18 protein-coding genes are annotated in these 17,712 nt (G+C 31.4%); 2 read left to right on the top strand and 16 right to left on the bottom strand.

The window, feature by feature from the left end:
* Positions 1-24: 24 nt before the first annotated feature.
* The 12 genes from ABJD66_RS12140 to ABJD66_RS12085 all read right to left on the bottom strand — a co-directional run bounded on the left by ABJD66_RS12140 (position 25) and on the right by ABJD66_RS12085 (position 12,290).
* Entirely contained in the window at positions 25-2,895 is a 2,871-nt protein-coding gene (locus ABJD66_RS12140; RefSeq protein ID WP_348131959.1) for a type I restriction endonuclease subunit R, read from the bottom strand.
* 5 nt (positions 2,896-2,900) lie between these two features.
* Positions 2,901-3,386, bottom strand: a complete 486-nt coding sequence (locus ABJD66_RS12135; protein ID WP_348131957.1) for a hypothetical protein — start codon at positions 3,384-3,386, stop codon at positions 2,901-2,903.
* A complete protein-coding gene (locus ABJD66_RS12130) occupies positions 3,386-4,603 on the bottom strand; it encodes a pentapeptide repeat-containing protein (RefSeq protein ID WP_348131955.1) in 1,218 nt (405 codons plus the stop codon). The genes ABJD66_RS12135 and ABJD66_RS12130 overlap by 1 nt, the downstream gene beginning before the upstream one ends.
* 3 nt (positions 4,604-4,606) lie before the next feature.
* A complete protein-coding gene (locus ABJD66_RS12125) occupies positions 4,607-5,923 on the bottom strand; it encodes a restriction endonuclease subunit S (RefSeq protein WP_348131953.1) in 1,317 nt (438 codons plus the stop codon).
* The gene (locus ABJD66_RS12120) at positions 5,923-7,494 is read right to left on the bottom strand and encodes a type I restriction-modification system subunit M (RefSeq protein WP_348131951.1); all 1,572 of its coding nucleotides are present in this window, start codon (positions 7,492-7,494) and stop codon (positions 5,923-5,925) included. Before ABJD66_RS12120 ends, ABJD66_RS12125 begins: the two co-directional genes overlap by 1 nt.
* Positions 7,495-7,622: 128 nt before the next feature.
* On the bottom strand, positions 7,623-8,564 hold the full coding sequence (locus ABJD66_RS12115) for a phospholipase D family protein (protein ID WP_348131949.1): 942 nt from the start codon (positions 8,562-8,564) through the stop codon (positions 7,623-7,625).
* A gap of 352 nt (positions 8,565-8,916) precedes the next feature.
* The gene (locus ABJD66_RS12110; protein WP_348131947.1) at positions 8,917-9,138 is read right to left on the bottom strand and encodes a hypothetical protein; all 222 of its coding nucleotides are present in this window, start codon (positions 9,136-9,138) and stop codon (positions 8,917-8,919) included.
* A 147-nt stretch (positions 9,139-9,285) separates the two neighbouring features.
* Positions 9,286-10,137 (bottom strand): universal stress protein, encoded by an 852-nt coding sequence (locus tag ABJD66_RS12105; protein ID WP_348131945.1) that lies wholly within the window; start codon positions 10,135-10,137, stop codon positions 9,286-9,288.
* Positions 10,138-10,279: 142 nt separating this feature from the next.
* On the bottom strand, positions 10,280-11,125 hold the full coding sequence (locus ABJD66_RS12100) for a universal stress protein (protein ID WP_348131942.1): 846 nt from the start codon (positions 11,123-11,125) through the stop codon (positions 10,280-10,282).
* A gap of 89 nt (positions 11,126-11,214) precedes the next feature.
* Positions 11,215-11,580: a hypothetical protein gene (locus ABJD66_RS12095; protein WP_348131939.1), complete on the bottom strand. Its 366-nt coding sequence runs from the start codon at positions 11,578-11,580 to the stop codon at positions 11,215-11,217.
* A 31-nt stretch (positions 11,581-11,611) separates the two neighbouring features.
* Positions 11,612-11,806, bottom strand: a complete 195-nt coding sequence (locus ABJD66_RS12090; RefSeq protein ID WP_100895822.1) for a hypothetical protein — start codon at positions 11,804-11,806, stop codon at positions 11,612-11,614.
* A 25-nt stretch (positions 11,807-11,831) separates the two neighbouring features.
* Positions 11,832-12,290 (bottom strand): hypothetical protein, encoded by a 459-nt coding sequence (locus tag ABJD66_RS12085; RefSeq protein ID WP_303541764.1) that lies wholly within the window; start codon positions 12,288-12,290, stop codon positions 11,832-11,834.
* A gap of 181 nt (positions 12,291-12,471) precedes the next feature.
* On the opposite strand from ABJD66_RS12085, the gene ABJD66_RS12080 reads away from it, so the two are divergent.
* A complete protein-coding gene (locus ABJD66_RS12080) occupies positions 12,472-12,864 on the top strand; it encodes a hypothetical protein (protein WP_100895820.1) in 393 nt (130 codons plus the stop codon).
* Between the two features lie 114 nt (positions 12,865-12,978).
* Here the strand turns inward: ABJD66_RS12080 and ABJD66_RS12075 are convergent, their stop codons facing one another.
* The 3 genes from ABJD66_RS12075 to ABJD66_RS12065 all read right to left on the bottom strand — a co-directional run bounded on the left by ABJD66_RS12075 (position 12,979) and on the right by ABJD66_RS12065 (position 14,778).
* Positions 12,979-13,521: a hypothetical protein gene (locus ABJD66_RS12075; protein WP_348131934.1), complete on the bottom strand. Its 543-nt coding sequence runs from the start codon at positions 13,519-13,521 to the stop codon at positions 12,979-12,981.
* 141 nt (positions 13,522-13,662) lie between these two features.
* On the bottom strand, positions 13,663-13,920 hold the full coding sequence (locus ABJD66_RS12070; RefSeq protein WP_348131931.1) for a hypothetical protein: 258 nt from the start codon (positions 13,918-13,920) through the stop codon (positions 13,663-13,665).
* Between the two features lie 48 nt (positions 13,921-13,968).
* Positions 13,969-14,778: a hypothetical protein gene (locus tag ABJD66_RS12065; protein WP_348131928.1), complete on the bottom strand. Its 810-nt coding sequence runs from the start codon at positions 14,776-14,778 to the stop codon at positions 13,969-13,971.
* A gap of 282 nt (positions 14,779-15,060) precedes the next feature.
* On the opposite strand from ABJD66_RS12065, the gene ABJD66_RS12060 reads away from it, so the two are divergent.
* The gene (locus tag ABJD66_RS12060) at positions 15,061-16,095 is read left to right on the top strand and encodes an NAD(P)/FAD-dependent oxidoreductase (RefSeq protein WP_348131925.1); all 1,035 of its coding nucleotides are present in this window, start codon (positions 15,061-15,063) and stop codon (positions 16,093-16,095) included.
* A 322-nt stretch (positions 16,096-16,417) separates the two neighbouring features.
* Here ABJD66_RS12060 and ABJD66_RS12055 read toward each other — a convergent pair.
* On the bottom strand, positions 16,418-17,712 hold a 1,295-nt coding region (locus ABJD66_RS12055; protein ID WP_348131922.1), incomplete at its 5' end, for a cystathionine beta-synthase.

Below are 17,712 nucleotides of genomic sequence, written 5' to 3'. Positions count from 1 at the left end.
TTACATATTTAAAATGATAAACTACTACCCTGTCATTCCATTAATAAAAACTTGCACAAATTCTTTCATTTTGTCTAAAATACGCTCTCCTATAGAACGTGCCTGTAATATACTTGGTCTATTATCTAAACATTTAAAAATATCATCTCGTAATGGTTCTCTACCGTTATAAGTATAACTTTCTATTAATGCTTTAAACTGTGCTTTGTCTAGCTTTTCATCCTCACATATTTTGGCTAAAGCTACTACTTTTTCATCTTGCCAATAACGTTCAAATTCGTCTTGTATGTTATCTACATCGCTAATATGTGGTAAGTTTTCTTCTATAAATTTTTCTATTAACTCGCGTTTACTACGTAACTCTACATCACCAGATAACATATCTATAATTGCTTTTTTCTGTACTTTTGCAGCATTAGATTTGGCATCTTTTAGTTTTACTAATAATTGTAAAATGTAGGCCACGTTTATCTCATCACGATGAATGAGTTCTAATTCAAAATCAATATCATCTAAAATAGAAGTTTTGTGCTTTTGGCTTTCGTTTTTAACCTTATCGTGTAAATCTAAATACTTGCTTTTGTAACCCTCAAAGGTTTGCTCGTCTATACCTAAATCTTCCCAATCAAAATCTGTGTACGATTCTAATACGTTTTTAGCACGAAGCAATCTTCTAAAGGCTTGTATAAAAGCTAACTCTTGAGTTTCGCTTGGTAGATTATCTACCTCTTGAAACGTTGGCACAATTTCTAATAGATTTTTTAAAGCGTCATCAAATTTTTCTGCAATAGCTTCGTAAGGTGGCAAAATAATTTCCTCTATTGCTTCTTTATTAGAAAACAAAGTAATTGCTTCATCAGTTGCTTTTTTAAGATTTCTAAAGCATAAAATATTTCCTTGCGACTTCTGTTCGCCAAAAATCCTGTTAGTTCTAGAAAACGCTTGTATTAAACTATGGTACTTTAGGTTTTTATCAACGTACAAAGTGTTTACCTTTTTAGCATCAAAACCTGTTAGCATCATATTAACTACAATAACCATATCTAAACGATCTTTGTCTTGAAACGTTATTTTTTCACGTTCTTTTAAACGCTTACTAATGTCTTTAAAATAGTTTTCAAACTGCTGACTATCTTTTGTAGAAAAACTAGTATTATACATTTGATTGTAATCCGTAATGTATTGATCTAGCTTTTCTCTACTATGATTGGTTTTATATTCCGCCTGCGGTTCTGCTGCTTGAGGCAATTGTTCTCCTGGTATATAATCTTGAGCATCTTCGTCATCTTCATTAGTTCCGTAAGAAAATATAGTTGCAATACGCAAATTATGTTCGCCAGCTTCTTTTTTACGTTTGAAAATGTCGTAATACTTCTTTAACGTATCAATGTTGCTCACTGCAAATAATGCCGAATACTCTTTACTAAAGGTTTTCTTATTGTGATACGCAATTATATAATCTGCAATTTTTTCTAAACGTTTTTCATCTTCAAATACCTCTGTAGTATCAATAGCTTCTACTTTTATATCTATTAAGGTATTTCCTTTTTGTTTAAATCTCCCAATATACTCAATACCAAAACGCAATACATTCTGGTCTTTTATAGCATCTGTAATCACGTATTTATGCAAACAATTACCAAATAAATCTTTGGTGGTACGCTTTCCTAAATCGTTTTTAGAGGCATTGTCTTTAAAAATTGGTGTTCCCGTAAACCCAAAGAGTTGGCTACTTTTAAAGTATTCGGTAATTTTTTTGTGTGTATCTCCAAACTGACTTCTATGACACTCATCAAAAATAAAAACTACTTTTTTATCTTGTAAATGTGTTAAGCTTTTCTCGTAATTCGCTTTAGAAATGGCATTGTTTAGTTTTTGTATTGTGGTTAATACCAATTTAGAATCGTCTGTTAACTGCTTCACTAAAGATTGCGTATTGTCTGTAACATCTACACTATCTTTTTTAAAGCTATTAAACTCTAACATGGTTTGATAATCTAAATCTTTACGATCTACTACAAACACCACTTTGTGTACGTTTGGCAAGTCCATAATAATCTGACTTGCTTTAAAAGACGTCAACGTTTTACCAGAACCTGTTGTGTGCCAAATGTAACCATTGTCATTACTTGTAGTTACCTGATTTACTAACTTTTCTGTGGCATAAAACTGATATGGACGCAAAACCATAAGTATTTTATGTGTTTCGTTATGCACCACGTATTGCGCAATCATTTTACCCAAATGGTTTGGGTTTAAAAACGAACTAGCAAACGCTGTTAAATCTGTAATATTTTTATTATTTACATCTGCCCAAAAGAACGTTTGCTTAACAGACTGTAATTTATTATTGGCTAAATATTTAGTATTTACACCATTACTAATAACAAACAATTGCACATACTGAAACAAACCATGATTAGACCAAAATGAATGACGTTGATAGCGATTAATCTGGTTAAAGGCCTCTTTAATTTCTAAACCACGACGTTTTAACTCAATTTGTACTAGTGGCAAACCGTTTACCAACAACGTTACATCGTAACGGTTTTTATAAGTGCCTTCTTGAGTTATTTGATTGGTGACTTGAAACAAATTACTTGTCCAATCCTCTTTATTAAAAAAGCGTACATAAAAACTGTCTCCATTGTCTCTGGTAATATTAAACCTATCGCGTAAGGTTTTTGCTTTTTCAAATACATTACCTTTTGCCAAGTGGTTTAAAATAGTATCAAACTCTTTGGTAGAAAACACCGTTTTATTAAACGCTTCTAATTGTACTTTTAAATTAGATACTAAAGCGTCTCCATCTTGTATGGTTACATTTTGGTAGCCTAGACCTGCTAATTGTTTAATTAGGTTATGTTCTAGTTGTGCTTCAGATTGTTTTGACATAAACCTTATTTTTCTAATCGATTTAACTTTCTTTTTAAATCATTGACCTCTTTTCGCAAATTAGAAACTTCTAAAGCACCTTGATGTGTAGCAACTCTATTTAATAAAGTAAGATACATGAGTAGTGCTTTAAAAGCAAATACTTTATCAGCAGAGTTATGAAATTTTATTTCTTTTATATTTCCTAATTTATCTTTTACATCAAAAGATAATAAAACGTCACAACCCTTATCTTTTATTATAGACCTCCATTGTTCTTGACTATTAATTTGGCATTTAATACCATTAAAAGTAAAACTATTATTTTTATAAGCGACACCTTTACTGTTCATCACTTCGTAATTATAAAAAGTATTGTGAGCTGTTACTTTTCTGCATTTTGCACTGAAAACTAATTTAACATCAGCTCGAAATACATCTGTTAGTTTCTCAATTCTTTCAATTGATTCATCTTTATAAATTACTATGTAAAACTCTTTTGGTAAACTCATTATTTATATTTTCTAAAAGCTGTAATAGTTTGATAAATACCATAACCAACAAAAATGCGACCTATAAAATCCCAAATAAAAAACCATTGTCTAGGATTTACATCTACTAATTTCATGTAATCAAACCTGTGTGTTGGGTTTAAAAACTGTACAAAATAACGCCATTCCCAATCACTTACTGTTGATGTAAACTCATAATTACCAATATGATTTAACGATAAGCTAAAAAACAATCCAGCAATGCTTACTGTAAATAGCAATCCAATAATGTAAGACGACCCAAACCAATTAGAAATTGCATTTAAGGACAACACTATAATGTTTGAAAACGACCTAGTTATATTAACTCCATTCCAAAGCTTTTTCCAAGACTCCTTTAGTAAGGTTTTGTTTTCCATTACTCTAAATGGAATAGAGTCTATATAATTTTTATGAGATTCCAACTGGTTTTTTAAAATCCTATAGGTTTCTCTTTTATTCTCTATTGGTATTTTATGTTCTCGTGAGACTGACTTCTCATAAACTACTTCATAAGCTCTTTGATAACTTATTTTATCATCTATTTCTTTCCCTAAATCTTTATAAATTTCACCATAACTACTATAGTCATCAAACTTGAAATCAAAAATGCTTAATTCTCCGGAAATGATAGCTAGAGAAATATCAAAACCTTTTTCAGGATATGTACCTCTTAAAATCATTAACTTTTCTATTAAAGAGTATGTAAACAAAACATTCTCTTTAAAGTTAACTGCAGAAAAAACAATAATATCTTTAAAGTCTGTTTTATAGAATGTAGTAGGTTTATAAAATGTAGAACTCCAAAAGTCAACAAGATTATTAAAGGTTGTATTTCTAAAATTTACATTGCCTTTAAAATGGCAATTTCTAAACCTTACTTTACCATAAAATACAGCATCTTCTGCTAAAACATCATTTTCGAAAATACAATTAGAAAAAGTTATTACACAATCTTTATTATTATCACTAGACATAAAGACACTCACAGCGAATGTACAATCATCGAATGTAATACTGTAACCTTTGAGTGATACACTACCTCCATTAGATTCATCAAGAATTAGTTCTGCATTTTTTGAATCTTGTTTAAATGGAACATTAACGCTACATTCAAAACGAGTGTCATTAAAAGTGTTATTATTACTAACTGAAATTAATGTAGTTACACCATTTACTATTACCGTTGATCTCTCCATATCTTAAACAAACATTTGCTGCAACAAGCCTTTTTTAAACGCTTGCGTGTTGCTTATTTGCGTTTGTACTGCTTCTATTTTTGTATCTATAGCACTTAAATAAGCAGCTATTTTTTTTTGTTCTTTTATACTTGGATAATTAATTTTAAAGTTTTCAAATTGTTTTCTAGATAAATATGAAATTGTTGTACCACTAGAAAGAACATTCAATCTTCTACTTGATAATTTCATTATATGAAATAAATAATCGACATCAATTTTATCTGGATTAGGAACTAAACCTATAAACGTTTGATTCGTTATTAATTCTTTTTTGACTATTGCACAGAATCCAAGATTCGCACTACAAGAAACTAATAAAGTATTTATTGGATAAACCTTTAAATTCATTTCTTTTACAGTTTCAATTGAAACACCTTGATTAGATTTTGATTTAAACAAATACTTTCCATCAAAATCTTCAATTCTACACCAAGGAATTTCTCCTTTCAAATCCTTCGGTTTATCTCTCATTGGAACTATAAAGTCAGAAATAAATTCCTTAAGCTTCTTCTCTTCCCAATCTGGAAACGCACTACCACCATCAGGTTTAAAACGCAGTTGTTGGCTAAACAGTTGTTGCATAACGCCTTTTTTGTATTGCGCTAAAGTTTCTTTTTTTGTGGTGAGTTGCTGTAGTTTGGTATCTACTGCTGTTAGGAAATTGGCTATTTTTTGTTGTTCTGGGAGGTTGGGAATATGAGTATTAAACAATCTTATACTTTGAAAATTTAATCCTTCTCTTCCACTTCCTGTTTGTCCTTGAGTAATTAACTTTTGACCTTTATAAGAAGCAATAAAAGATTGAATAAATTTTGGACTATTATTTTTATTTAACCTAATGATGCAAACATGTTGATTTACATTTCCTATTGTGAAATCATCAGGAACAATACAACTTCTTCCGATGGAACCTCCTGTAATATTCAATAATATATCTTTAGGCTTAACAATACTACCTTTCATTTTTGAATTAATTTCTTCCGAAATACAAGTTTCATCTAAAACTAACCTATCATTAACAACGTTTTGACTTCTAATAAAAGGAATTCCAAAATTTTGATAAACTTCAACTCCTCCTCTTGGTGTACTTCCACTTCCTACTTTGATAGCTATATCTCCAAATTTTTTCTTTTCCCAATCACCTTCAAACTCTTTAAAGCGTAGTTTGGGTACTCTTGCGTGTGTCATTGCGAGGGACGAAGCAATCTGTTTGTTGTTATCGTTGGCGTCATGAGATTGCTTCGTGCCTCGCAATGACGTTTCTTTTTGTGTTGCCATTAAAAAGGAGTTTCAATGTTTAACAGTTTGCAAAAGTCTGCAATGGTGGCATCAGTCTTTGCTATGTCTGCCTCCAAGGCTTTTAGTTCTTGTGAAACTGCTTTTAAGTCTACAGGTTCTTCCTCTTCAAAAGTATCTACATAACGTGGTATGTTTAGGTTGTAGTCGTTTTCTTTAACCTCGTCTAAAGTGGCTACGTAACTGTATTTGTCTTTGGTTTCTCGGTTTCTGTAGGTTTCTACAATAGCATTAATATGCTGGTCTTGTAATACGTTTTGTGTTTTTACTTTCTCGTAATGTTGGCTGGCGTCTATAAATAGTATGTTTTTGGGTTGCTCTCGCTTTTTCTTCAATACCAAAATACAGGTTGGTATGCTTGTACCATAAAATATGTTTGCTGGCAAACCTATTACAGCGTCTAGGTAGTTTTTATCTTCTATTAAAAATTTTCTAATATGTCCTTCTGCTGCACCTCTAAACAACACACCATGTGGTAATACACATGCCATGGTACCATTATCGTCTAATTGGTGTACCATGTGTTGCACAAAGGCAAAATCTGCTTTAGATTTTGGTGCTAGTTTACCGTATGCCGAAAACCTATCGTCGCTCATAAATAATGGGCTTGCGCTCCAGTTTGCTGAAAATGGCGGATTGGCAACTATGGCTTCAAAACGTTCTTCTTTGTGTTTTGGGCTTGGGTTTACTAAGGTGTCTTCGTTATAAATATCAAAACGTTTGTAGTGTACGTCATGCATTATCATATTCATTCTGCACAAGTTATAGGTTGTTGGGTTGCTTTCTTGACCGTAAAACTCGCCTACTTCTTTAACTTCTTTTGCCACACGTAATAATAACGAACCAGAACCACAGGTTGGATCGTACACGCTTTTTAGTTTGGTTTTATTTGTGGTTACTAATTGCGCTAGTATTTTAGAGACTTGTTGTGGTGTGTAAAACTCGCCTGCTTTTTTTCCTGCTCCAGAGGCAAATTGCCCAATTAAATACTCGTAAGCATCACCAAGGATATCGCTATCTGAGTTTTTTAGGTCGAAATCTATACCGTCTAAATGGGTTAGTACTTTTACTATGAGTTCGTTTTTGGCGTCTTCGGTCTTACCTAGTTTAGAACTTGTTAAATCTAGGTCTTCAAACAGGTTTCCAAAATCGTCTTCGCTTTCGCTTCCCATTGTGCTTTGCTCTATGCTAGTTAGCACGTTTGCTAAATCGCCTAGAATAAAGTTGTTTTTGTTACCAGAGTTACCACGTTTTGCTAGCTCGCTAAACAACTCGCTTGGTTTAAGGAAATAGCCTAGTTTGTCTAATGCTTCATAACGAATAGCTTCTAATAATTCTTCGGCTTTTTCGTGACTTTCTACGGTATTGTAACTTAAACCATCTGGTTCTAGAATTTCGTTGGCGTAGAGTTTCATTTTTCTGCTTAAATATTTATAAAAAATAAAGCCTAATATATAGTCTCTAAAATCGTCTGCGTCCATATTACCACGTAGGTCGTTGGCAATATTCCACAGGGTTTGTTTTAGTACTTGTTGTTTTTGGTCTTCGGACATTGTTGTAAAACTTGATTTGTTTTAATTTTTAAAGGTATCTAATTCAGCTAAAATTTTAAAACTAAACAGCACCAAATATGAGAAATAAATTTGGTGCTGTTTTACGCTTTTCCGTAAAGACAAATAGATTAAATATAAATTCTAGCCTTTTTCCAATTTTTTCTTAAAATTGGCTTGGCAAAACAGGTTTCACCGTTTGAGGGTTCACCTGAGAAATGGCAATACTTTTCTTTAAAATTCTCATCTCCGTACTTATTCCACGTTACAAAAGCATTGTAGCAAAATGGACGTTCTGGATTAAAAGGTATTTCTGAACCTGTTCTTATACAATAACCTTTTGGTTTTTTATTAGTTGCTGTATTAGTATTATTAGGTCTAGGATTAACTACTTTTACGTTTCTCTTAACTTTTTCTTCTCTTTTTTCTGATCTTGTTTTTAAATGAGGAACTACCTCGTTATCATCTAAGCTCGCAACATCTATATCTTGGTAAACAATACGCTTATAACCTCTTTTATTTGGGTCAAAAGATGAAAACAAGTCCAGTAATACTTCTGATCTTAAATAATTTTTACTTAGTCCTAACAGAGTTGTTTTAAAAACTGGTCTTTTTATGTAAATGCAATGAGCACTATCTTCTAAAAGCTCATAATGGTAATCTTCATGCTCCTGATATAACTTATCTGTTAGCTTACTTTTAGTAAAGTAAACGCCATATTCAACATTATTTATAGCAGAATAATCATACAAGTTCATTGAAGTTATAATACCTTCAGATTCATTTATATAACTTTTAGCATGGAGCTTTGGTTCATAAATAATAGATACATTTGGAAAAGACTTAAAGTAATCTAAGTCTTCACTTTTCATACTTCGATAAAGATTGTCCTCATTTTTACCAAATAAAATTCTAAGATAAATATTTCGATTATTTTTAATTAAATTGAAACGTTCTTTATAATGATCATCTAGCTTTATAAAAGGTGATGTTATTACTATAAACTTTTTAGCATTACTTATTACATCATCAATAGCATTATTAAGGTCATCTTTGGTTAAAAAAGTACTCATTATAGGTTAATTATTAAATTTGGCTCAAGATTATACTCTTAAAATTTTTAGTTTTTTGTCTACAACCTCTATGTTTATTTTTAAATAAAAAATGCAATAATTAGTGTTATTTGCATTGTTATTTAGTTACAAGGTGTAAATTTATGAACGTCTATCTTTTTCAATTGTTGTAAGTAAATAGCCTAATTTAAAAAATATAAAAAAATGTATTAACTATCATTATCACTTAGTAAAACAACTGTATTTGTAAGAATTATCAAACGCAAATAACAATACTAATTAGTATAAATTAAAACATAAAAAAAGCCATTACAATGGTTTGCAATGGCTTTTTTAGTGTCTAATATTTTTATTACTCTACAATCTCGTAATCTATATCTAATTTACGCAATGCTCTTAGGGCAGAGCCTGTATTTTTATCTTCTATTTCTATGTCTACAGCATCGCCCTCTAAAAGTATTTCTGTTAGCTCATTGGCTAAAGAGTTATCTGTTGCAGAAATTTCTATTATGCATTTGGCTATAGCTCTTTTGTCTGGTCTTTGAGCATCACAGGATAATAGGTTTATTTTCATAATTGTGCTTTATAATTGTACTGGGTATACTTAGTGTTTGTGTGTTGTACACAATTTAGGCAATAAAAACCCAAATTAGGGATATACTTGGCTATTAAACACAAAAAAGCCCAAAAAGGGCTTTTAAACTAAATATATGGGGTTGCTTTAGTTTATTAAATTGTGTAATGCTAGTATGGGCACATTGGTGTTGTTACCTAGGTCTTTTACCATTGGATTAGAGAATATACTACCAAAAAAATTGTGCTTTTTATTTACAAAGGCTATTAAACCGCTATCTCTACTCTGCACAAAAGACCGTACGCCATTGTGTAGGTTTTGGCTGTATAATTTATGGTGTGTAAATGTTGTTGGTTTTAGTATTGTATTTAATAGTGCTTTGTTTTCTATTTGTTTATTACTAAAATCTAAGTTTTTCTGTATATATAATACGCGTATTGGTGCATTGGTTAGGCTTGCTATTTCTACCAAAGTTGCCAACTCTGCCTTAGTATATGTTGTTTTAAAACTGGTAGGAAATACAATTTCTGATGGTGCTTTGTATGCAATATGCCCCGGAATGGCTAGTACTGGGCAAGCCCTAACTTTTTCCATAGTTACTACGGCATTACTCCCTAAAATTAGGTGTTTGCTGTCTGTTTCTCCTCTTGTACCCATTACTACCAATGCAATGTTATTTCTTTTTATGGTCTCTTTTAGGTTGTCTGTGAGGTCGCCAATTTTTATAAGATACTCAAAAGTATGGTTGGTATTTGTAACGTTAAACGGAGGTTGTTTTTTTAATTCTTCCATTTTTTCTGCTGCTGCTTCTTTTGCTGCCGTTAAAGTTTGGTCTACATTATCTAAACTTAAAAGGTTGCTTTTGGCATAACCTGGTACGTAGCAAGAATGTAGTATAAAAAACTCGCATTGCTCTTCTTTATAAAGCTGAATTGCATAGTGTATTGCGTTATTAGAATTTGCCGAAAAATCTGTAGGTAATAGTATCTTTTTTTTCATAACAACTGGTTTTTAAATGGTTAAAATTTTAAATGTGTGGTACTGTAAAATACTGTGGTATATGTGCTTACTTTTTTAAAACCTTAAACACATCAACCTATAAAAAAACAAACCTATTTTTATAATTATTAGTTATAAACTACTAACGATTAAGGTTTTGTAATACTAAAAATGGTATTTTAATTTGCAACCCTATTTCTTCTATAGTAGAACTGTAAAGTATGTTTTCTAGGTATGAGTGTCTGCGGTTTACCATTACTAACATATCTATTTTTTCTGCTGCTATGGTGTTATTTATGCTTGCTGTTATATCTGTGCCAGAGGTTTTTAAATTGGTACAGGTGTTGTCTTTAAATGTGGCATCTAAAAACATTTTATTGTCTAACTGCCTGTGTGATGATGGTTTAAAATCTGACACATACAAGAAGTTTACCGTTGCACTGTAGTTTTTTGCCAAGGTACTTAGCAACTTTAACTCTCTGCGTTTATACGCCAGCATATAATCTGTAGGAAAAAGTATGTTTTTAGGATACTCTCTGTGGTATGCTACCGGTACTGCTAAAACCGGACATTCTACATATTTTATAACTTGCAATGTATTGCTACCAAAAGTTATATTGCGGTTGTTTGTTTTGCCCTTTGTGCCCATTACAACCAAGTCTGCATTTTGTTGTTCTACAATTTGGTTTATTTCATCTACCAAGCTACCAAAGCAAGAGACATAAGTGTATTTGTGTTTTGGGTTGGGAGATGCTTCTAATATATCTGCAACTTCTTTTTGTAATGCTGTTTCTATTTTTTGTTGATAGGCATTTTTGTACTCCTCAAAATCTTCTCTATCTAACGTGGTTGTGTTTTTATATACTTCATCTGCAAAGGCGTGTACTATTGTTATTTGGCTAATATCATGCTTAAATAAATGTATGGCATACATTATGGCATTCATAGCTGTTTCTGAAAAATCTGTGGGAATAACTATTTTTTTCATTGTAGAGCGTTTTTTAATTACACTCTAATGTAACCTCTAAATACCAGATATAAAATGACTTATGTCATACAAATTCATTTAAAAATGCGTTAAATTTTAAGAATGTCTGTAGGTGTCTCTATTAAAATGGTAATATCTCCTCTTAAAGCAATGGGCTGCTTCATTATAGTAGGGTTGTGTTGTATCATCTTTATCCAATCGTTGGTAGAAAAGTTATGAGGCTCAAAATTTTTCTTGTACTTAGGATGCTGCTGGTTTACCAAATCTGCAACCGTTATGTGTAACCTATCTGCCAGCTCTATAATTTGTATGCCAGTAAGTTTTTCTTTTAAAATGTCTACTTCTTGCACTATAAAACCTTCTGTTTTTGCATAAGCTAAGGTTTGTTTTGCCCTAATAGACTCAGAACTATAATACAATGTAATTTGCCTATTAGACGTAGCTATTTCTCCCATATTTTTGTCTTTATTAGTTATACCATATTTGTTAGGTATGATGTTTTAATAGTTGCTTTAAACGCTCTAAATAATCTTGAAGCGCTTTTTTGTTTAAATGCGAACTATGATTTTCTTTAAGCGTAATAGGGTTTTCATCTAAATTACGATAAAGCTCTGGGTAATTGGTCTCTATCTCTGTAGTTATATCTGTAATTTCTTTTAAAATGTCATCTACACTTTTCATAGCTTGTTACTTTTTAAATTACTAATTAGTCTGCCAAATCTGTGTACTGCCTTACCAATTGCTCACCATCTATAATATATTCTGTAATGCTAAAAACTTCTTTTCTGTTTTTTCTAAAGTCTTTTACAAATTTTGATAAATCGTCCTCTAAAACTCCGTGTTCTGTTCTAAATTTATGAGAATCGTAAGCAAAAGGGTTTTCTATAAGCTCTGTTAAATGATGTAAATGCTTTGTGGTACGCTCCAATAATGAGGTACATTGATGGTCTACTTCTAACAAACTAACTTCAATTTCTTTAACCAAATCTAAATTCTCTTTTTTAGAAATCCACACTAAATATTTTTTAATTAGTTGATGTAAAAATCTTAAATCGTCTTTATAAAATAATAGGTCAGATTTCCAATGTTCTGTTAAAGTGTAAAGCTCTTGCCAGTTAGCCTCGTTAATGTAGTTGTCTTGTGGTCTGTTTCTAAAAATGCTCATACTAATTTATTTTGTAGTAAAAGTAGGTATGCAAATTTGTTTATAATATGACTTAAATCATTTGTGAAACAAAAAGAAGCGTGTAAATTATTCTGCTATTAATAATGATTTGAGATTTATGAATTGAATTATATGTAGTACTTTTGACACCCTAAATAACTTATAATTTTAGCTGTAATTTATGCCGTATAATGATGTTTTTGTTCAGTTTTGGGAACAAGTAAAAGAGAGTGTTGAAGAAAACCGTTTTGCAAAATTAACTATGGCTAAAACTATTGGTAAGCCAGACTTAAAAAATATTTTTGTGCGTCCTGTATATGCTGATGACGGATTTATGGTATTACTTAAATTACGTTACAGATCTAGAGAAACCGAGGATATTGAAAAAAAACTAACATTAGAAGAGGCTTTTCCAATAATACAAAAGCACTTAAGAACTTCATTTTTTTCGGTATTACTTTTTACAACTACAAAAGACGTTACTTTTAAAATAAACAAAAAAGGTGCTGGTAGTATTACAGAAGGTTTACCAACGTTTACCAATATTACCCAAGCAGAAATGGGAGAAAATTAAGCAATCTAATAAATCTACAAAATAAAAACACTAAACCTTAACACTGATTTTCTTACTCAATAGATAAATTAAAAGTTATTACCACAGGGTATTTTTAGTAGATAGTGTAACCAATTACCATCTACGACTTTTAGTTACTTTATGCTGTTGCTTGTTACTGTGTTGCTGTTTACGGTATTCTGATGAAGCAATATACGTCTCTACACTTGCTATAATTTGGTTTTTTACGCCACTTATAAGTTTGTTTTTATAATTCTTTCTCTCGTACCACCAAGCGCATAAAAATATAAGCACAACAAGAATAATTTCCCAAGGATTATTACCAACCACAGGTACATTATAATAAACACTTACTCCTATAACTGGTTTTAAATATTTAATTCCAAAATACAACAATACCATAGCAGCAAAGGCAAATGATAAAAAAATGCGTTTTTCTGATTTTAGTTTTTTCTTTACTCTATTATTAATGGCCAAAATAGCTTCATCACTTAGCAAAGCGTGTTTTTTGTTGTAACTATCTGCTATAAAACGCAACCTAGACTCAATGTCGTTTTTTGAAACCCTGTCACTAGTATGTTTAACAAAATAGGTGTTATAGTCCAGATAATCTTGGTGTGTTAATTTTAACTTAGGGTATAAAGAGTATAAACTCATTAGTAATGATTAATGCTTTAGTGGTTGTTTAGCTCATAAATATAGAAAAATTGTCTACTCCTTACTACTAGTTCTAGAATAAAAAAACCTCAAAAATATGTTGTTTTGAGGTTTATAATATAAATTAAGTACTGTTGTGTTCTATTTATTTAAAACTTCTTCTTTAGTAGTTGTACTCTCTTCTTCTTTAGGTTTTTTCCATAAAGCATAAGAAACACCTGCCCAAGATAGGTTTATGATAATCATTCCTATAAAAAATGGGTTACGCCCACGATCCATACTGTAATCTTCTATTCCAAAAAGGTAAACTGCCAACAAGGCAAATAATACCACTACACCTACAAAATACCCTATTTTTCCTTTTTTAGTTAAATGCTTTAATAGTAATCTTTCTAACATAATTTTTTCTTTATATGGTTATTTAATTTTAATTAATCTTACAATTGGCTACTTACCTAATAATCGCTTCCAAAAACTCTTTTTTACTTTTTCTTCTTTTGGGTTAATTACCTCTGTTGGGTTTATATTAGTAACCTCATACTCTGCCTTAGATGAGATATGACCCTCTGGCAAACCTTCCTTTTTTTCTATTTCTGCAAGTTGTTCTAGTGCTGCTTGTTGGTATAGCAACGCACCTTCTAGATCACAGTTAAACAGATTAGAATAACAAGCCGATTTATTTAAATCCATAGGGTTAGGCTCTACAACTTCCGTTGCTTCTAAAAGTCCTAAATTGTGTTCTTTTGCATAATTTAAAGCCTTTAAAAAAACTATAATTCTATCATATGAAAATAAATTATCTAGTTCACTTTTAACTTCTGCGTTTGTATCATAATCCTGTAACAACTGAACAACCATATTAGCTGGTATATAAACACCAGAACTATAATTAGTACTTATACTATTGCTTATGTTGTTTGAGTATTTGTCTTGATCTATTATTTGATCCCATTTTTTATAGTATTTTTCAAAAAATGGTTGTTCTAAAAAAGATAAAGCTGCTCCTCTAGTGTAAAAATATTTATTAAAGAAACCCTGTACAACAGCTACATAATAGCCGTGTGTCATATCAAAACTATCTTCTTTACTCGTTTCTAATGCAACTTTTATAATATCTATATATTTATCCTTGTAAAAATCATCTAGACTATGTTCTTCTGCAAGTGTATTTATTAAGTTTTGGTTATCTAATACATCAAAATACCAACTGTTTATTTGCTTTTCATTAATTGGATGATAACTTATATCCCAACCCATACGTTTACTAATTAATTATCTAATAATTTATAAGCTAAAATTACATTTAAAGTCTACAGTTTAAAATAGCGAACCTATAAACGTAAGCACAAAAAGTATTTTCGTGCTACTTTTTTAATTAACGTAGTATTTTTAGACATATTTTATTTTATAGATAGTTATAATTTTAATTTCTTATGCTATACTATTTGTTCACAAGTAATTGTTTTAAGCTTTACTACGCACTTCCTTGTTGGTCTTGCAAATGTTGCTACTTTTGTACAAATTAAACAACGCAATTTAATGTTAGATTATGTGGTTATTGGTGGTGCACAAGCAGGATTAGCTATGGCGTATCATTTAAAAAAAATGAATAAGAATTTCTTAGTTGTAGATGGCGAAGACCAAATTGGTGCATCTTGGCTAAACAGATGGGATTCTTTAAAGCTTTTTACCTGTACAGCCTACAATAATTTGCCTGGTTTAAAATTTGATGCGCCTAAGGGGCACTATCCTTCTAAGTTTGAAGTTGCTAATTACTTTAAAACTTATGTGCAAGAGTATAATATTCCGGTACAATTAAATACTCTAGTTACTGCGGTGCGTAAAACCAATAAAGGTTTTTTTATTACGCATAAAGACGGAGAAATTAGAGCTAAAAATGTTATTGTTGCTACTGGACCTTTTCATATACCGTACACTCCGCCCTGCCATACAAAACTTGCAGACAGCATATTACAAATGCATAGCAACTACTACAAAACACCAGAACAATTACAAAACGGAGATGCTTTAGTTGTTGGTGCAGGAGATTCTGGTTACCAAATTTTAAACGAACTCTCTAAAGATGGTTCTAGAACTGTTTATTTTTCTGGTGATACCACTGTAAAATCTATTCCGCAACAATTTTTAGGTAAAACCATTTGGTGGTGGTTTACAGTTACCGGTTTTTTAAGTTTTACCAAATATAGTTGGCTAGGTAAGCGTATAAATGCTGCCAAACAACCTGTAATTGGCACTAATGTAAAAGAAATTTTAGCTAGAGAAAACGTTATTCCTGTAGGTAGAACTAATGATGCTTTAAACGAAATGTTATTTTTTGAGAAAAAGAAGGTTTCTACCATTAAAAATATTGTTTGGGCAACGGGTTACCGTCCTAATTTTAACTGGATTGAAGGTTTGGAATTAGATGCTGATAATTACCCAAAAAACAAACGTGGTGTTAGTAATATTAAAGGCTTGTACTTTATTGGCTTGCCGTGGATGTATACGCGTGGTTCTGCTACTTTAGGTGGTGTGCAAAAAGATGCTAGTTATTTGGCTAGTGTTATTGAATAATGTTTGTAAAAGAGGCATTGCCTTAAAACAGGCTTTTGTTCATTTTTTTCATTGATAAAAAAACGAAATCGCAGATTGAGATTGCCACTAGGCAAATCACAATATAGATTCACGAACTCCTTTAAAAACAATAAAAATCTTGTGAGCTATCCCAAAAAATCTAGACTCACGAACACATTGTGAAATTTATCTTCAATTAATACTATTAATTATTTAAGTCCCGATACTTTGAGATTCATTGATTAAAAAACGAAATCGTAAACTGAGAAAGCCTTAAGACAATTCTCAATTTACGATTTATATATGTGTTTTTAAACTGTTTTTATATTGATGCTACAAACTCTAAAAACACTTGTTTGTGTAGGTCTAAGTCTAAATTAGGAGATAAAGATGCACGTACTATATAATCTTTATCACCTTCTTTTGTTGTTCCTTGTGTAGAGGTTGCTGGTATGGTCCAGTAGCACCCTTTTAATTGTCCGTAACTAACACAAAACTTACTCTCGTTTGGTATTTTAGTTATCATTAAATTAATCAGTTTTAAATTTAATGCACGTTTGTATGTTTCTCTTTCTTCTTCTGTATTACCTTTTGTTGGTAGGTCTAAAGAAAAAACAGACGGTGTAAAGCCTTCTGATGCTAACTCTTTAGACACAAAGTTAATTTTTGCTCCTGGTAAATTAGCGTGTATAAAGTTTACAAAGTCGCGCGTATTTGTATACGCATCTGCAATTCTCTGGTTCATACTTGGCAATTGTTCTGCCAATATACTATACTGCAATGCCGTTGCTTCATTATCACAAAGCGTTAAATGCAACTCTATTTTCTCCATTAAGTCTGCTGCCTTAGTATTACCAACACAGTAACCAGCTGTGCATTTTCCTCCACTAGGAAATTTAGAGCCACTTGCAAAAGAAATTATTCTAACAGAAGATAATACATCATCTTCTCCTAAAAAGTGTACGTTAGGGCAAAATGTCTGATCTAATATAAAAACAGGATCTATTGCTATTGCTCCAGATGGTGTTTTACGCTCCTTGCTTAATGCATCTTTTAACGCAATTAAATCTGGAACTTCTACACGTGGATTTGTTGGTATTTCTGCTATAATTAAAGGCACTGCATCCTCTGCTGCAATAGCGTCTAAAACAGTGTGTACGCTTTGTACCATATCATTATCACCATCTACAGGCAAATCTACTATAGCAACATTTTGTAAACAAGCTGCTACTCTCCTAGCCTGGTCATTTGTACCGCCATAACAGTTTGGTGGTACAATAATTTTTATAGCTTTTCCTTTATGGTTTTCTAACGCATTATTAACCAAGCCCATTAAAATGGCATATTGTATAGATAATCCGCTAGAGGCTACTAATGGTTTGGTACTTGCGCGGGTAATGTCTTTTATAGATGCTAAAACACTTGCCTTATCTGCCTTTATATCTTCTTCTTCATATACATACTCTGCTTCTGCTGTAAGTGAGTTTAAAGCTAAAAGCGAGTTTGCAGGTGTCATTGCAATTGTTTCTCTTCTGCGCACGTGCTGTATGTCTTTTACATAAGCAGCAGTATTCTCTGTAGTATTAACTACTAAAACACTACCTAATTTGCCGTGTA

Origin of the sequence: Cellulophaga sp. (assembly GCF_039943695.1) — a bacterium.
Taxonomy (GTDB): Bacteria; Bacteroidota; Bacteroidia; order Flavobacteriales; family Flavobacteriaceae; genus Cellulophaga.
Note: the sequence above shows the minus strand (reverse complement) of the source record. Positions and strands in the feature narration are given on the sequence as shown.

Excerpts from the sequence above, each read along its gene's own strand:
- ABJD66_RS12140 (WP_348131959.1), bottom strand. The coding sequence starts at position 2,895 with ATGTCAAAACAATCTGAAGCACAACTAGAACATAACCTAATTAAACAA.
- ABJD66_RS12135 (WP_348131957.1), bottom strand. The coding sequence starts at position 3,386 with ATGAGTTTACCAAAAGAGTTTTACATAGTAATTTATAAAGATGAATCA.
- ABJD66_RS12130 (WP_348131955.1), bottom strand. The coding sequence starts at position 4,603 with ATGGAGAGATCAACGGTAATAGTAAATGGTGTAACTACATTAATTTCA.
- ABJD66_RS12125 (WP_348131953.1), bottom strand. The coding sequence starts at position 5,923 with ATGGCAACACAAAAAGAAACGTCATTGCGAGGCACGAAGCAATCTCAT.
- ABJD66_RS12120 (WP_348131951.1), bottom strand. The coding sequence starts at position 7,494 with ATGTCCGAAGACCAAAAACAACAAGTACTAAAACAAACCCTGTGGAAT.
- ABJD66_RS12115 (WP_348131949.1), bottom strand. The coding sequence starts at position 8,564 with ATGAGTACTTTTTTAACCAAAGATGACCTTAATAATGCTATTGATGAT.
- ABJD66_RS12110 (WP_348131947.1), bottom strand. The coding sequence starts at position 9,138 with ATGAAAATAAACCTATTATCCTGTGATGCTCAAAGACCAGACAAAAGA.
- ABJD66_RS12105 (WP_348131945.1), bottom strand. The coding sequence starts at position 10,137 with ATGAAAAAAAAGATACTATTACCTACAGATTTTTCGGCAAATTCTAAT.
- ABJD66_RS12100 (WP_348131942.1), bottom strand. The coding sequence starts at position 11,125 with ATGAAAAAAATAGTTATTCCCACAGATTTTTCAGAAACAGCTATGAAT.
- ABJD66_RS12095 (WP_348131939.1), bottom strand. The coding sequence starts at position 11,580 with ATGGGAGAAATAGCTACGTCTAATAGGCAAATTACATTGTATTATAGT.
- ABJD66_RS12090 (WP_100895822.1), bottom strand. The coding sequence starts at position 11,806 with ATGAAAAGTGTAGATGACATTTTAAAAGAAATTACAGATATAACTACA.
- ABJD66_RS12085 (WP_303541764.1), bottom strand. The coding sequence starts at position 12,290 with ATGAGCATTTTTAGAAACAGACCACAAGACAACTACATTAACGAGGCT.
- ABJD66_RS12080 (WP_100895820.1), top strand. The coding sequence starts at position 12,472 with ATGCCGTATAATGATGTTTTTGTTCAGTTTTGGGAACAAGTAAAAGAG.
- ABJD66_RS12075 (WP_348131934.1), bottom strand. The coding sequence starts at position 13,521 with ATGAGTTTATACTCTTTATACCCTAAGTTAAAATTAACACACCAAGAT.
- ABJD66_RS12070 (WP_348131931.1), bottom strand. The coding sequence starts at position 13,920 with ATGTTAGAAAGATTACTATTAAAGCATTTAACTAAAAAAGGAAAAATA.
- ABJD66_RS12065 (WP_348131928.1), bottom strand. The coding sequence starts at position 14,778 with ATGGGTTGGGATATAAGTTATCATCCAATTAATGAAAAGCAAATAAAC.
- ABJD66_RS12060 (WP_348131925.1), top strand. The coding sequence starts at position 15,061 with ATGTTAGATTATGTGGTTATTGGTGGTGCACAAGCAGGATTAGCTATG.